This is a genomic window from Ruminococcus sp. HUN007 (assembly GCF_000712055.1).
Classification (GTDB): domain Bacteria; phylum Bacillota; class Clostridia; order Oscillospirales; family Ruminococcaceae; genus HUN007.
In genome coordinates, this window is record NZ_JOOA01000001.1 from 120,833 (window position 1) to 136,201 (window position 15,369).

General features: G+C 41.7%; 12 protein-coding genes. 2 read left to right on the plus strand and 10 right to left on the minus strand.

The features are described 5' to 3' along the window. Positions 1-10: 10 nt before the first annotated feature. From CC97_RS19370 to CC97_RS00510, 4 genes are all read right to left on the minus strand, one after another. A complete protein-coding gene (locus CC97_RS19370) occupies positions 11-139 on the minus strand; it encodes a cob(I)yrinic acid a,c-diamide adenosyltransferase (protein ID WP_081849916.1) in 129 nt (42 codons plus the stop codon). Between the two features lie 7 nt (positions 140-146). Then, the gene (locus CC97_RS00495; RefSeq protein WP_044973150.1) at positions 147-710 is read right to left on the minus strand and encodes a histidine phosphatase family protein; all 564 of its coding nucleotides are present in this window, start codon (positions 708-710) and stop codon (positions 147-149) included. 194 nt (positions 711-904) lie between these two features. Then, positions 905-3,487 carry a glycoside hydrolase family 9 protein gene (locus CC97_RS00505; protein WP_049962577.1) on the minus strand — a complete coding sequence of 861 codons (2,583 nt, stop codon included), beginning with the start codon at positions 3,485-3,487 and terminating at the stop codon, positions 905-907. A 293-nt stretch (positions 3,488-3,780) separates the two neighbouring features. Next, a complete protein-coding gene (locus CC97_RS00510; RefSeq protein WP_049962578.1) occupies positions 3,781-6,555 on the minus strand; it encodes a glycoside hydrolase family 9 protein in 2,775 nt (924 codons plus the stop codon). Between the two features lie 359 nt (positions 6,556-6,914). Here CC97_RS00510 and CC97_RS00515 point away from each other — a divergent pair, with 359 nt between their 5' ends. Together CC97_RS00515 and CC97_RS00520 are read left to right on the plus strand one after the other, a co-directional pair. Next, positions 6,915-7,859, plus strand: coding sequence for a flavodoxin family protein (locus CC97_RS00515; protein ID WP_044973152.1), 945 nt, complete (start codon positions 6,915-6,917; stop codon positions 7,857-7,859). Between the two features lie 394 nt (positions 7,860-8,253). Next, on the plus strand, positions 8,254-9,579 hold the full coding sequence (locus tag CC97_RS00520) for an NYN domain-containing protein (protein ID WP_044973153.1): 1,326 nt from the start codon (positions 8,254-8,256) through the stop codon (positions 9,577-9,579). A 69-nt stretch (positions 9,580-9,648) separates the two neighbouring features. Here the strand turns inward: CC97_RS00520 and CC97_RS00525 are convergent, their stop codons facing one another. The 6 genes from CC97_RS00525 to CC97_RS00545 all read right to left on the minus strand — a co-directional run bounded on the left by CC97_RS00525 (position 9,649) and on the right by CC97_RS00545 (position 15,262). Then, positions 9,649-10,398, minus strand: a complete 750-nt coding sequence (locus tag CC97_RS00525; protein WP_044973155.1) for a response regulator — start codon at positions 10,396-10,398, stop codon at positions 9,649-9,651. Between the two features lie 92 nt (positions 10,399-10,490). Next, positions 10,491-12,302 (minus strand): sensor histidine kinase, encoded by a 1,812-nt coding sequence (locus CC97_RS00530; RefSeq protein WP_044973157.1) that lies wholly within the window; start codon positions 12,300-12,302, stop codon positions 10,491-10,493. Positions 12,303-12,608: 306 nt separating this feature from the next. Then, complete coding sequence (locus CC97_RS00535) at positions 12,609-13,001, minus strand: pyridoxamine 5'-phosphate oxidase family protein (protein WP_044973159.1); 393 nt, start codon at positions 12,999-13,001, stop codon at positions 12,609-12,611. Positions 13,002-13,166: 165 nt separating this feature from the next. Continuing rightward, positions 13,167-13,952 (minus strand): response regulator, encoded by a 786-nt coding sequence (locus CC97_RS18355; RefSeq protein ID WP_347493460.1) that lies wholly within the window; start codon positions 13,950-13,952, stop codon positions 13,167-13,169. Next, on the minus strand, positions 13,936-14,886 hold the full coding sequence (locus CC97_RS18360; RefSeq protein ID WP_049962580.1) for a histidine kinase dimerization/phospho-acceptor domain-containing protein: 951 nt from the start codon (positions 14,884-14,886) through the stop codon (positions 13,936-13,938). Before CC97_RS18360 ends, CC97_RS18355 begins: the two co-directional genes overlap by 17 nt. Further along, complete coding sequence (locus tag CC97_RS00545; RefSeq protein WP_044973160.1) at positions 14,870-15,262, minus strand: PAS domain-containing protein; 393 nt, start codon at positions 15,260-15,262, stop codon at positions 14,870-14,872. Before CC97_RS00545 ends, CC97_RS18360 begins: the two co-directional genes overlap by 17 nt. Positions 15,263-15,369 lie beyond the last annotated feature (107 nt).

Here is a 15,369-nt window from a genome sequence, read left to right on the forward strand (position 1 = left end):
AATTTCGATCTCACTGCTGGTACCATTCTTGAAAAAACTGAACCATAGCACATTTCATTCCGCTTCCTGCTGCACGAATAAGCGCACCGACAGCAGAAGATGTTTTCCCTTTTCCGTCACCGTAATAGTAATGTATCATAAGACTTTCACTTCCATGTATCACTTAACTTCATCATTTTGCAGTTTTCGATTCCCGGTGTCCAGAAATCCTTTATCGGAAGAGCATTCACCCTGCCGATTATACTGAGGTTCATAGCACCATGTCCTACAATAAGAACATTCTTTTTCTGTTCCATTAATGGCTTTACCACCTCATCAAGGAATTCGCCTGTCCTTGAAAATAACTCTTCAAAGGTTTCTGCACCGCCGACTGAAACTTTGTATTCTTCCGGATGCTTAAAAATGACATTCACAGGAAGAGAAGGATCTGAAAACGAATTTTCAACGCCTTCATATTCGCCGAAACACATTTCTTTAAGGCGGTCATCAGTTATTATCGGAACATTTCTTCCTTTAAGAACAATTTCAGCAGTCTCCTTTGCACGGACAAGAGGTGAACAGAAACATATATCAAGCGGAACATCCTTATATTCCTCACAAGCTTTCTCAGCCATTTCCCTGCCGGAACTGTTAAGCGGGATATCTGTTCTGCCCTGAAGCTTGTGCATATCGTTCCAGTCTGTTCTTCCGTGTCTCATTATATAAAGCATAGTTATCTCCTCATTCAAAACAATTATATATATTATACTTCAAAAAAACATTAAAGTAAAGATATAAAGGAATAAATTAACAAACCGCAGTTTCAGCTCATCACAATAAAATTCGCTGTTAAGCAAAAAAAGTGACCGGAAAGCCTGAGCCTTCCGGTCACATGTTATTATATATTATTTAAACAATTCAGTTATCAGTCAAAAGAAGTGATATTCTTTGAAAGGAACTGGAGCATTCTTGCAGCGTCTGTAAGACGAACGTCGCCGTCTCCGTCTACGTCAGCAGCCTTAAGAGCTGTATCACTGAGCTTCTTGTCACCGATGAGATAGAGTGAAAGAAGTGAAACGTCTGTAATATCAACTACGCCGTTGCCGTCGATGTCGCCCTTCATAACTGTTGGTTCAGTTGTTGGCTTATCTGTAGGTTCTGTTGTAGGTTCAACTGTTGGCTTATCAGTTGGTTCTTCTGTAGGTTCTGTAGTTGGTGTTGCAGTTGGATCAGCTGTTGGCTCTGTTGTTGGTTCTGTAGTAGGTTCTGCTGTTGGTTCAGTAACAGCAGCGTTGTCAGCTGAAAGAACCTGTGTAAGAAGTGTTGTGAATGGTGAGTTCCAGTAGATAGTTACTTCGTTTGTTGAGTAGCTGTCTGCGTCGTCAACGTAGCACTTTGCAGGAGCTGCATCCTTGAGGTATGCCTTAGCCTTGTTATCTTCAAGAGCTGAGTCAGGACCGCCGACTACCATACCAGGAACGCACTTTTCAAGAGCGATAGATGGTCTGTGGTGCGGATGTGATGAAGCTACAGTACCGAAGCCTGTTACAAAGCTGTTACCGAGAGGGTTCTTACCAAGGAGGTAGTTGATCTGTTCAGCAGCAGCCTGCTTGAATCCCTTTGTTGAATCGATCTTGTCAGCATATGTAAAGAGGATACCCATATTAGCTACATCCATGTTGCAGCCCCAGAAGTATGATTCAAGAGCTTCACCGTAAGGATTAGCCTTTGATGCTTCAAGTGCATCTTCAGCCTGGCTGAGAAGTGACTTTTCAACCATGCTCTTTATTTCAGCGTTCTGCTTTGATTCATCCATTAAGAGGTATGAGATAGAACCGTAAGTACCCATATCTGACCAGCCGAGACCTGTCTGAGCACCTATGCTCTTGATTGTTTCTTCAAACTTTGTATCGCCTGTAGCCTTGAGCATTTCAACTGCTGCCCAGTATCTTTCATCCTTGTCCTTCTTCTTGAAGTCAGCGTAGTCACCAGTAGTGATATCCTTTACAGGATCGATGAATACATAATCAGGGTTAGCTTCAAGCCACTTCCATGCTGCCTTTGCTGCATCGAGGCACTTGTTAGCGAATGCTTCATCAACGCTCTTGTAGCTTGTATATGCCATAGCCATTGCAGCACAGAAGTCTGCTGTAGCTGTTGAAGAAACAGGAGTTACGAAGAGTTCGTCAGTTTCTTTTTCAGGCATTACAAATCCAGGGAACTGAGCGCATGATACCTTGTGGTAAGCACCGCCTGTTTCTGTATCCTGCATCTTGAGCATCCATTCGAGTTCATAACGAGCTTCATCGAGGATATCAGCTACGCCGTTGCCGCTCTCAGGAATACCTGTATTGTCAGCGAAGAGATCCTTGTTTGTATCGTATGCGAGAAGAAGGTCTGCTACTGACTTTGCAGCAGGAACTACGTATCTGCCGTAGTCACCGGCATCGTGCCAGCCGCCTGAAACGTCGATCTTCTTGTCTGTCTTGTAAACAGTTGCCTTATCTGTGTGGCAAGCCTTGTGATTTACAACGTCGCCCTTAACTTCGCATCCGCATCTCTGTGTGTAGAGCCAGTAAACTGATTCCTTGAGAACGTCATCATAAACCTTTTCACCGATTTCAAAAGGATATGATTCATTGTCGCCCCACTTGATGATGTACTTGCCTGCTTCTGTAACCTTTGAGAAGTCAGCATAGTAGTTTGTTTCATCAGCTGATTTGTTTGTGATAGCATCAGAAATATTGCTTACATAAACTTCTTTCTTTGTATCTGCGTTTACTACTGAGAACTTGTCAGCAGCCTTTTCGCCGCGGAGAACTGCAATCTTTGTTGCGTTCGGGAGATATCCGAGCTGGTTTGTAAGGATAGGTGTTTCTTCAGCTGTGAATGTTGAATAGTCAACCTGACTGTCATCAACTACTTCAACCTTTACGTTATCAACATAGAAGTGATGAGCGCCGAGATCCTTGTCAGCATCCTTCTTCTGATTACCCATGTTGAAGCAGAGCTTACCAGCAATATCTGAATCTTCTTCCATTGTGAACTTCTTTTCAACTGTCTGCCATTCTGTTGTAACATTGCAGTCAGTCCATACATATGAACGGTAGTCGCCGCCGTCCATCTGGATCATAGCTTCAGTATATCTTTCAACGTCGCTCTTGATATCGAAGCTGAGCTTGTAAACACCGTTCTTGTAAAGAGGAATGATAGGATAGTTGAGCTGTACACCGTAGTTAAGTGTACCAACTTCACTGATGCTTACGTCGAGTGCTCCGTCCTTAGCAGAAAGAGTAGCATCTGCACCGCCTGCAAGATAAAGACCGAATCCCTTTGTTGATGTACATTCAGGATTTTCGATAAGATTCTTGCCTACCTTTGATTCAGCAGCGTAAACTACTGTGCTGTTTGATGTTTCAAAAACGTTTGAAACTGCTGGAAGCATAGCTGATGCACACATAGAAAGTGAAAGACAAACAGCTGCTGCCTTGATCGCGATTTTGTTCATTTAAAAACCTCCGTAAAAATGTACATAAAATCTATCGTCAGGCATAAGCGATAGTATTTTATGCGAATAACCTCTAATTGATTTTTTTGTAAAAACCAAATAAATTTTTGCCTGATTTGAATATAGTCCTTGTTGATGATTTCATTATACTCTATCATTAAACTCTTTTCAATGACATATCATGCAAAATTAATATACTATTCTGTAAATTAATCAGGCGCATACAAAAAAACAGACGCAAACAGGGGTCTGCGTCTGCCTAATAATGAAAATTGTATTATTGTTTGCGGTGCTTACTGATCATTGTCAGATCCGTTCTTTTTATTTTTACCTTTTTTTATCGCACCTTTTATAAGTGTAATAATTCCGTTTATAAGACCGATAACCACAAGAAGTCCTATAACACCGGCACCTACATACATGCAGATCGTTTTTCCGAGGTCAATTATACTGTCTTTAAAGTCCTTGTCATCATCATCAGAATCAGACCTGTCAGATCTCTTTGAATCACTGTCATCATCTTCATCGACAGTTGTTTTTTTCTTCTCGGAAGCCTTTTTGGTTACTGCCGGCTTCTCATCTTCCTCTTCTTCGGAATCTTCTGAATCGTCGTATTTAAGGGATTTGACCTCTCTGACAGGTTCATCTGTAAGGAAGCCTGTCATCCATGCAAGAGGTGCATTCCAGTTAATTGTACATTCGTTAGTGCTCCATGCTTCAATATGGTCAACATAACAGAGCTGAGGAGCAAGTTCGCCTGATTCATAGCCAAGTCCCTTTACCCACGGATCCTGAAGTCCTGAGTTCGGACCGCCGGCAAGAACGCCGTCCGGAGCTGAAGGGAATGCGTCATCTATCTGATGTGACCACCAGCGGTGATGAGGATTCTTGGTGCTGTGTTCACCATATCCTGTAACGTAACAGTTATCAAGAGGATTGCGTCCCATGATGTAGTCAAGAGCTGTCTTGGCGCCGTCAAGGTATACAGAATCACCTGTCAGGTCATATGCATATGCCATGATCATTGATGTATTGATGATAAATGAGTTTGACCCCCAAGGATAACCGTTTACCGTCTTACCGTTTCCGGCATCCACTTGTGATGATTTTATCGGAACACCGTAACCCTGATTGTTTTCAATGTCTATGAAATAATCTGATGCATCAGCAAAATTGCTGGTTATCTTCTTAAGTTCCTTGTCAGACACACCATCCTTAACAGTAGCAAGAGACATGGTACCAAGTGCGGCAACGTTGCCCCAGTCGAAACTTCCTGTAAGCCCGTTATCTTCACCACCGTTGAGTTCAGTGTCTACGCCGAAAGCAAAGTCTGAACCGGAAAGATCCTTGTAGTAATCCTTGTCGCCTGTTGCAAGATAAAGTTCACAAGCTGCCCAGTAGAATTCATCATCAGCACAGTTATCGCCGTAGGCACCGCCGCCTGTTGATTCGTCGAGAGGTGCAAACATTGTCGGATTCTTCTTTGCTGCTTCGTAGGCTGTCTTAGCCTTTTCAAGACATTCTTCAGCAAATTTCTTGTCGAAGTCCTTCCACAGTCTGTAGCCCTGAGCTGCACAGGCAGCAAAGTTAAGTGTTGCTGTTGTCGTAGGAGGCTTGATTATACGCTGCTTGTCATCATCTGCCGGAGCAGTTGCAAGACCAGTCCACTTTTCATCGTGAATTTTATGATGTACCATTCCTGCGTATTTGTATCCTTCAGGAACCATCATTTTCATCATCCACTCAAGCTCTACTCTTGCTTCATCAAGAATATCCGGAACACCGTTTCCGCTTTCAGGGATATTGAGGGCACCGTCACCGTAAAGGTCCTGATTTACACCCTTGACATACAGTGAACGCTCATACTGGTTCTGCATTGTCCAGAGTGAGATACCGCCGTTTACTACGTATTTGCCGTGGTCACCAGCGTCGTACCATCCGCCTGTAACGTCGAGACTGTAGTTGTCTGTATAGCCCCAGCACTGGTCCGTTATGCAGTTGTCAGGATTATGACCAGCTGCTCGTGCAAGTGCTGATGCATCGCCTGAAGAGATGTATTCACTTTCGATCGGCACTCCGCTTCTGTTCTGATAGAAGTAATTAAGGGAATCGTAGAGCATATTCGAGTAGAGATTATCCTTAATGGAAAATTCATGGCTTTCCTCACCGTCAGCAACAATGTAGAATCCGTCGCCCTCTTCATCAAGTTTCGAAAAATCAAGAATGTGAACGTCGTCATTGGAGTCGTCGTCGTGTCCCATTGGTTCTGACTTGCCCTTGAATACGCTCTTGTCATTGCTGTCAAAAACTTCAAAGCTTATTGCCTTTGAAGAATCGGAAAGAAGTGTTGCCTTCTTTTCGCCCTTAGGGAAATATCCGAGCTGGTTTACAAGAACTGATGCCCTCTCCCAGTGTTCATCAGATTTATAGTCATTCTCATCACTTGTCTTGTCGATAAGTGACATGTTATCGAATGTGATAACTGTTCCGGCCGGGAAGCATCCTCCCTGTGTGTACTGTCCGTCACCGCCTAAATGGAAAGCCCACTCAGCTACGTCAAGGCTCTGGCTTGTTGTGAAAGTCATGTTTACTTTCTTCGTCTGGTTTGCAGCAAGCTGGATCATGCCCCAGTTCGAACCGAAATCGCCGTCATTTGTATTGCTGTGCCAGAGTTCAACATCACCGTCAAGATTACCTATCTTGGTGTAATACTGTCCTGATTTTGATGCAGTTATCTCATAGGATATCTCGTACTGATGACCTGCGACGATCTTAAGTCCTCTGTGTCTGAACTGACAGTCCCATCTGTCTTCACCGCCGTTTGAAGCACCGCCCGGATTCACTATCGTGATCTGATACTTTCCGTCCTTAACTTCAAACTCCATTTTACCGGTTTCTGACTCACAGATATGCCACGGAAGGCCTATTCCGTCATCAAAGTCAAGCTGACCAAGCTGCTGTCCTGCCTTTACAGTATCACATGTAAAAAGTCCGCCGTATCCTGCAAGGAATGATAATGCCATAACACCGGCCACTGCAGTGGATGTAAACGATTTAATTTTTTTCAATGCGAAACGATCCTTTCATTATAGATTAATGGATGTCCTGTTTTTCATAACTTTACACTGATTATATTATAATCTTTTATGCGTTCAAAAGTAAAGTGCGAACAGGATTTTCTAACAAACGTATAATCTGCATTGCTTTAATGCCGTTCTGTTTGGTGATTATAATTAACCTTGTAAATTCAGATTTAATCTGAATTTAAGGAGTTCCTTTTAATCAGCGTTTCCCTGACACCTCCTGCATACAGCAAGAAACAGGTTGACAAAGGGTCAATTCCTGTACTATAATTATTATGAACGTTTAAAACTATTCATATTTCTAATGAGTATTTTATGTAAAGAAAACAAAAGGAGAATAAAAAATGGCTTTTAAAGTAATGGGCGTTTCAGCAGGACGAAAGGACAGTAACTGTGATATACTTCTCAAGGAAGCACTTTTAGTCTGTCAGGAACAGGGCGCAGAGGTCACAATGATCAACCTCAAGGACTACAATCTTCTTGACTGTACCGGATGTACTGCATGTACAATGGGTATGTCAATGGGCAAGCACACAGGCTGTTCACTTGACCAGAAGGATGACAAAAAGAAGATCATGAAAGTGCTGCTCGAACAGGATGCAGTAATTTTCGCTGCACCTACATTTGCACTTATGCCATCATCAGAGTACCTTAAATTCATGCACAGAAACCTTGCTTACGAAACAGCATTCCTTACAAAGATCGGTGCCATCAGTCACCGTGACCGTGTTGGTGCTCTTATCGCTGTCGGCGGTTCATCACGTTCATGGCAGAGTATGACACTTGAATGTATGCAGGCATCAACATTCTCCAACAGCTTTAAGATCGTTGATATGTTCACTGCTACAATGGTTCCGGCTCCTGCACAGGTACTTCTCCACGAAGAAAAGCTTGCACGTGCAAGAGAGATCGGCGCAAATATTATGAAATCTCTTAACACACCAGCTGCAGAGCGCAAGTGGCTCGGCGAACCTGATGCAGGCTGGTGCCCTAACTGTCACAGCAACTGCTTATGTCTCGGTGAACCGCAGTGGAGAGGTCTTCAGTACCCTATCGAATGTGCTGTATGCGGCGCAGGCGGTGACCTTGTAAAGACAGAAGACGGCAAGTGGAAATTTGTTATTGCTGCAAACGGACTTGAACGTGACCGTACATCAGAAGAAGGACGCGGCGTTCACTGTGACGAAATTGCTGATACTCAGGGCGGATTCTTCATGGATCCGAAAAAGCGCGAGGAAGTAGCTTCAAAGATCCAGAAATACAAGGATATCAAATTCAAAGGTGTCTGATTTCCAGTCGAAGCAAACAGATGCACTAAAGTAGTGTCAACCCGATCCGAATAATATACTTATACTGATTTGCATATATTTTCGATATATAAGCGATCACGAAAACCGGCTGCTGCTCTGCAGTCGGTTTCATTTGTATATTTCACATAATTTTCACCATTTAACATTGAAACATTCCTGATTATAGTATATAATTATAATATAAATATGACTGGAGGTGACAGTGATGGCATAAATTGCGCAGTATATTAATATCATAATTCATTTTTATTTCAGGAAACACCGATTGGTTACCGGCCGTTATAAAATGATCACGGTCCGGTTTTAATGCACTTAAAAGTGTTTTCGCTATATTATATCAAAAATCAGTATAACAAAAAGGAGGCAGAAATATATGACAGTTGATACAAAAGACGTAGTTGCCACAATAGCTTATATGATCGGCGTCAGAATGAATGCGTTACAGAACAGTTACCCGGAATGTACGGAACTTATCAGCAGACTCCGTGAAGACAAAGATGCAACAGTGATCAGATATCTTTGCAAACTCAGGACAGCGCTTCTTCTTCATTTCAAAAAAACAGACACCGCGATTCGATACGATCTGAAAAATCTCAATACACTTGAATGGTACGATCAGGATAATATCAGACAGCTTGAAAAATGGGGATTCACAATTATTCATGCAAATCACAGATCAGAAGAATACATGCAGGATTTCACAAAACTCATTAATGAAAATATCGATAAATGTTCCAGACTGTTTTACGACTGGCTGAACTGGGACTACATACGTGATCTTTTCTATATACCAAAATACAATAAAAAAGATGTCATGGTAAATGAATTCAATAAATACATGGCAAATCTTGAGCATTATCCGTTTCAGATGTTTATACACTGGAAGCCGCAGGAAGTCGGAAGCATAGTATACTCAGACAGAAAATTTCTTAAAATCATTTACAGCCAGCACAAAGATTATTTTTACGACGAAACAAAATACAAAGACGCTGACGAGGAAACAAGAAATAATATTTATGATTTCATAGACAGTTCGGTAAAAACTGCTGTAGCGGTTGACTGCGAAAATTCAAATCCGTTTAAACTCTACAGCGTTCTCAAAGGACTTAATCAGGATGAACTGGCAAAAATAGATAAAATAACTCTTTATGATGATGTCAACACAACTGAAGCATGGGACTGGCTTTCAAAATTCATACGAATTCCTGTCGAACATATTGAAATAGAAAGAGTTACGGACAGAAAATCTCTTGTTGATGTACGTATGACCGCAAGTGTAGTTACAGACTTCTACCGAAACGGAATAACTTCATTTATAATCGTTTCAAGCGATTCTGATTTCTGGGGGCTTATAAAAAGTCTTCCTGATGCCCATTTTATTGTAATGTATGAATATGAAAAGTGCGGATCAGATATCAGAAATGCACTCGATGAGCACAGCATATACAACTGTGCCATAGATGATTTCTGCAGTGCCAATACAGAAGAACTCAAGCGTACCGTGCTTCTTACGGCACTTGAAAAACATATACCGACTCTGCTTGGAGAAAACCCGCTTGAACTTACTCACAAAATCTACGAAGAAACCAAGGTCACAGCGAGCAAGAAGGAAATGGAAAACTTCTGCAGCAGATACGTTAAAACGCTTCGTCTGAAAATAGTTGATGATAAATTCGTTATAGAAATAGCAAAGGGATAGCAGGTACCTTCCCTTTCAGATAAAGAAACACCGGCATATGCTTTCATTAACAGCATATGCCGGTGTTTTTTATCCGTGAAGTTCCTTTATTACTTCTGTATAGGACTTTCCGGTATATTTCTTAAAACATTTACTGAAATAGTTAGGATCAGGAATGCCTACTTCCTTGGCGGTGAGATACATCTGCACCTGCTTTGCCGCAAGTTCAAGTGCTCTTTCCATACGGCATTTGGTAAGATAATCAATGAAACTCATTCCCGTATCTTCCTTGAACCTTCTGCTGAGATAGCTCGTGTTGAAATTGAACTTGTGGGCTGCATAGGTAAGATTCAGTTCCGAATTATTATAATTCTTTCTGATATACTCACATATTTTGTTCATGGAACTGCTGGAAGCAGAAAGCCTGTCGATTATATCCGATTCAGACTCAGGTTCAGGCTGACGCTCATCGAGTTCCTGAATTATTCTTTCCAGTGTATTGTTTACGTCTTCCCTTACCATCGGCTTTGTAAGATATTCTCTGACACCGATGCCGACACACTTACGGGCATATTCAAATTCATTCATAGCGGTAAGAATAATTATTTTGATGTGAGGATACTGCTTTATAGCGATCTGGGAAAATTCAATACCGTCCATAAAAGGCATTTTTATATCAACAAAGACTATATCCGGTTTCAGATCATCGATTACATTGATAGCCTCGATCCCGCTGGACGCCTCGCCGCAGCACTCCAATCCGAAACGCTTCCAGTCTATTGTAATTTTCAGAAGATCTCTTAATGATTTCTCATCATCAATTATCATTACCTTATACATTTCTGATCACCTCCATATTATGAAACAAGGCAGACACCGTCATACGGTGCATACCTGTCCCCGGTCCAGCCATTAACAACTGAAATCCGTACTTATCTGTGACACGGAACATTAATGTCTATCTCACAGAATTCCCCGACTTTACTGTTTATACTTACAAAAGCATTGTTCTGATAAAAACTTCTTATTCGTTTGACAGTGCTCTTGAATCCGAAACTCTTTGGATTATCATCTTTAAGCAGCGCCGCTGTCTGATATTCATCCATTCCTACTCCGGAATCATAAACCTTGATGTGCATTCTGTTATTCTCTGAATAAATGCTTATTCTTATAACGCCCGGCTCTCCCTTAGGGATTATACCGTGCTGAATTGAATTTTCTACAAGAGGCTGTAAAATAAGCTTAGTAACCATTACGTTTTCCAGCCCCGGCTCAATATAGTATTCATCAGTGAATTCCGCATCATTTCTCAGTTTCAGAAGCTTGATGTATTTCTGAACTATAGTGACCTCATCGCTGACCGTGATCGCTTCACTGCCCTTGCTTAAAAATTTACGGTAGAAAACACCTAGAGTTTCTATTGCATCATAAACTTCTTCCGGCGAATTCTGAAACGCCATGCAGCCTATTGTATCAAGAGTATTATAGAGAAAATGAGGATTCATCTGTTCCTGAACAGCGATCATTTCCGCATGTACTCTCTGTTTTTCCTTTTCGACTACTGTCTCAAGAAGATCATTGATCCTTGCTCCCATGGCATTGTAGCAATTGTAAAGATCTCCTATCTCGTCGCTTCTTTCATTGTCATTGTCGATAAGAGTGACAGGAGAAGAGCCTTTTCTGTCGACTTTCATTATATCTGAAAGTTTCTTGACCGGAAGTGTAATATACATATTGATGTATTTACTGATGAAACTCAGCATTACGATAATAAGGATAAGCATTCCTATTATCTGGATCACGAGTTCCTGGGAAAATTCATCAAGAAATGATGTTTTCGAAGAACATACTATATAAATGCCTGTATCTGATATCTTTCTGCTGTCTATAGTTCTGGTTCTGGATACAGTGTGATAAGAATCACGCTCAGTTATCTGCGGCTTCCGTTTCAGAAGATCCTGTATTGCAGAATCGTCAGCATTGCTGCTTAAAATGTATCCGTCTGAATCACAGTACGCTATAATGCAGTCATCGCTGACGAAATTTTCATATGTTTCTGTTATCTCACTAAGCGGTATATTTATAACCAGTAAACCGAGCGGTTTCTGCGTATCAATATCATTTACGACCCTTATGAAAGAAACCGTTCTTATACCGCTGTTAAAGCTGAATACATTTGAGTTATCAGGCATTACTATGTATCCGCCTTTTCTGGAGGCTGCACGTCCGTACCAGCGCGGGCTGAAAAGTTCTTCAAGATTAGGGGATATAATTCCGATAGATGTATTCACATAATACGTTTTCAGAACTTTTTTAGGAGGTTCCTGCGGTTCGGAATCCATTCGCATAGGATTATCATCAAGTACTTCAGCCTGTTTAAGAACAAAAACCGTATATCTGCCTGAAAATGAATTCAGGATACGGTAAAGTTCACTTCTGACACCATCGTCTACAGTTTTGTTATCTCCCGGGCGTTCATCCCTGAGATAGTTCAGAACTGAATCATTGACCGTAATCAGCCGGCTTATGTTATTAACGTTATTTATTACTGCCTCATAACTTTTCTGAACTGAATTCAGTTTGTCAGCATTGCGTTCAGAATTTGTATGCGCAAGTTTGACACGTGTTATAGAAACAAAAAACAAGGTGCATAACAAAATAGTTACAACCATTGATACAGCAAAAATATGCTGTACTTTTCTCATAATGCTGAGATTAGAAAACCACATGGCTATGTTTTTCATATTTATCTCCCGGAACAATTATTCTGACGTGCATTATAATTATACTCCAATTAAGGACTTATTGCAAGCGAATGCTTAAAAAGACAAACTTAACCGGCTGTAAATCAGCAATATATGACAAACGGCATCTGAAAAAATGTAACTATGCATTTTCAGATGCCGTTTGTTTAAGGAAACACTGATTAAACCGGAAATCCGACTTCGCCGGATTTCCGGAAGGGGAATTTGCGGGGCTTCGCCCCGGTCCCCTACGCTGATTTATGAATAAATCAGCGTTTTCTTAAGGAAACACTGATACTTTTATTATCAGAATTTAATTGTTTCAGGAGCCTTGGTAAATGAACTGATTACAGCAACTGCGTCTTTAATATAAAATGCTTCCGTGTTGCCGTCGTCAGCAGAATACATAGACTGAAGTTCAGGATAATCATCAAGAACAGCCTGTCTTGCTTCTCTTCTGTCATCTTCAACCAGCGTTCCTGCGATTCTTATCCATTCTCCGCCTTTGAATGCACATATCTCAAATTTCGGATTGATGTGCAGCTGTTTTGAAACGTTCTTGCTCTTTCCGGTCTGAATATACAGTTTACCTTCAAAGGCGACTGCAGTACCGAAAGGACGTACACGAGGCTGGTCTCCCTCAGTTGTAGCAAGATAGTATGTTCCGGCTTCCTTTAAAAACTTTAAAACTCTTTCCATAATTTCCTCCTGTTAATTTTAATGCAGCAAGCAAGTGCTTACTGATATTTATTTAGGGAAACGCTGATTTTTTCATAAATCAGCGTGGGGCTTCGGGGCGAAGCCCCGCAAATCCCACCTCCGGAAATCCGGCGAAGCCGGATTTCCGATTAAATCAGTGTTTCCTTAGTTGTTTTTATCAGTTTCCCATATGAGTTCCTCAAGGGTCTGATAAAGTTTATCCGGCTCAACCGGTTTTGAAAGATGTGCATTCATGCCGGCCTGCATGGAACGCTGGACATCTTCGTCGAATGCGTTCGCGGTCATTGCGATTATAGGAACCGCACGTGCATCCGGACGGTCAAGTGCACGAATTCTGGATGTAGCCTCCAGGCCGTCCATTTCCGGCATTCTTACATCCATAAGTACAGCGTCATAATGCCACAGCTCACTGGATGAGAATTTCTTAAGCGCAGCGGCACCGGTTTCCGCATAGTCAGTCTCCGCCCCTTTTACGCTGAGGATCTCATTCATTATTTCCGCATTAATAAATACATCTTCAGCCAGAAGTATACGGCATCCGTTAAGATCGGCCCTCTGTCTGCAATCGGTTTCGTGTTCTGCTTCCTCCCCGTTATGATACTGGCAGTTATTGAAGGTGATAACCACACTGAACTCCGTACCCTTTCCTTTACGCGATTTAACTGAAATCGTGCCGTTCATGACATCGATAATGTTCTTGGCGATAGCCATTCCAAGGCCGGTGCTGCCGAATTTATTGTTGCGGTTGCTGTCCTCCTGGGAAAACGTATCAAAGACTTTCGGAATAAAGGGTTCATCCATTCCGATTCCTGTATCGCTGATAACAAACTTTACGGCAGATTTTTCACGGTAAACTGAAATGCATTCTACTGTAAGTCTGACTTTGCCCGGAGCATTGGTAAACTTGATCGCGTTACTGAGAATGTTGATAAGTACCTGTTTTAAGCTTCATATCGTCGCCGATATAGTACTCCGCAACATTGTTCTTTATTCTGCAGCGGTATTCAAGGCCTTTGTCTTCGCACTGAGACATTACCATCGTATTTATCTGTTCAAGTATATCGTAAAGAGAAAATTCTTCCTTCTTTATTATCATCCTGCCGGATTCTATACGGCTCATATCGAGAATGTCATTTATAAGTTCAAGCAGATGACTTGCGCTTTCACCGATCTTTTTAAGATAATTTCTTGTCTCGTCATCAAGATCTTCCTTCAGAAGAGCAAGTCTGTCAAGTCCGATTATCGCATTCATCGGAGTACGGATCTCATGACTCATATTGGAAAGAAAAGCAGTTTTAGCTTTGTTGGCATTTTCAGCTGCTTCCAGTGCTTCCACAAGCGCCTGGTTTTTCATCATAGTGTTTCTGAAATCCTCATCAATATCTGTAAGTCCGAGACCTACTGCATGCACGGTATCATCTTCCGTTTCATCTGCGGGATGAACACTTGCGATTTTGATCATTTCATAATAATGCTTGCCCTTGCGGTGAACCAGATAGCAATAAGAAATTACCGGGCTTTTTGAAAGACCGTTTCTGATGTTTTCAGGTTCAAGAAATTCCAGAAACGCGTTTCTGAAATTTTCATCGATGGAATGTTCAGCATACCATTTGAATCTTTCGTAAAACGGAAAATGGATCCATTCACGCGTCTGCTCGTCATCTTCAGGATCACCGCGGTAGCATACTGCATCATTATGATCAAGGTCCACATGATATACGCTGCGGTAATCAGATGACAGTGCATTTATCATTCTGTCCTGCTCTATTCTGAGTGCCTGTTCAGCCTGTACTTCCTTGACAAGCATCTTGTTTTCATGCTCTTCTTTTTCTTTTTTGGCAGTAATATCAGACATAAAAAACATAATAAATGCCGCCGTAAGCCAGTGTCTCAGTAAAATGGCCGTGTCCGTCCACGTAACGTATTGTTCCGTCCCTGCATTTTATATGATATTCCGCATAACCGATCCTGTCCTCGTTAGTGTTCATCTGTCTTTCGATAGATGCGGACAGTTCATCATATTCTGAAGGAAGGACCATTCCGCGGAAAGTATAACCGGTCAGTTCCCTGAATTCAGAAAGTGATTCACATCCGAAAATACTGCAGACAGCCTTATTGGCATAAAGCAGTTCTTCGTCCCCTCCGGCCCGGTAAATAAAAAAGCCGCCAGGCATGTGCCTTCCGATATCCTCTACAATATGAATAGTATGCTCGTTAAGTTCAAAATGTTTGCCAAACATAATTACACCCCCGCCTATCCGTTATGTTCCGGGAAAGAAAAAGGGAGCAACTTCGTGAATTGTTCCCTTCACAGCAGAAAGTACTGTCATAAACTGACATTTTCTGA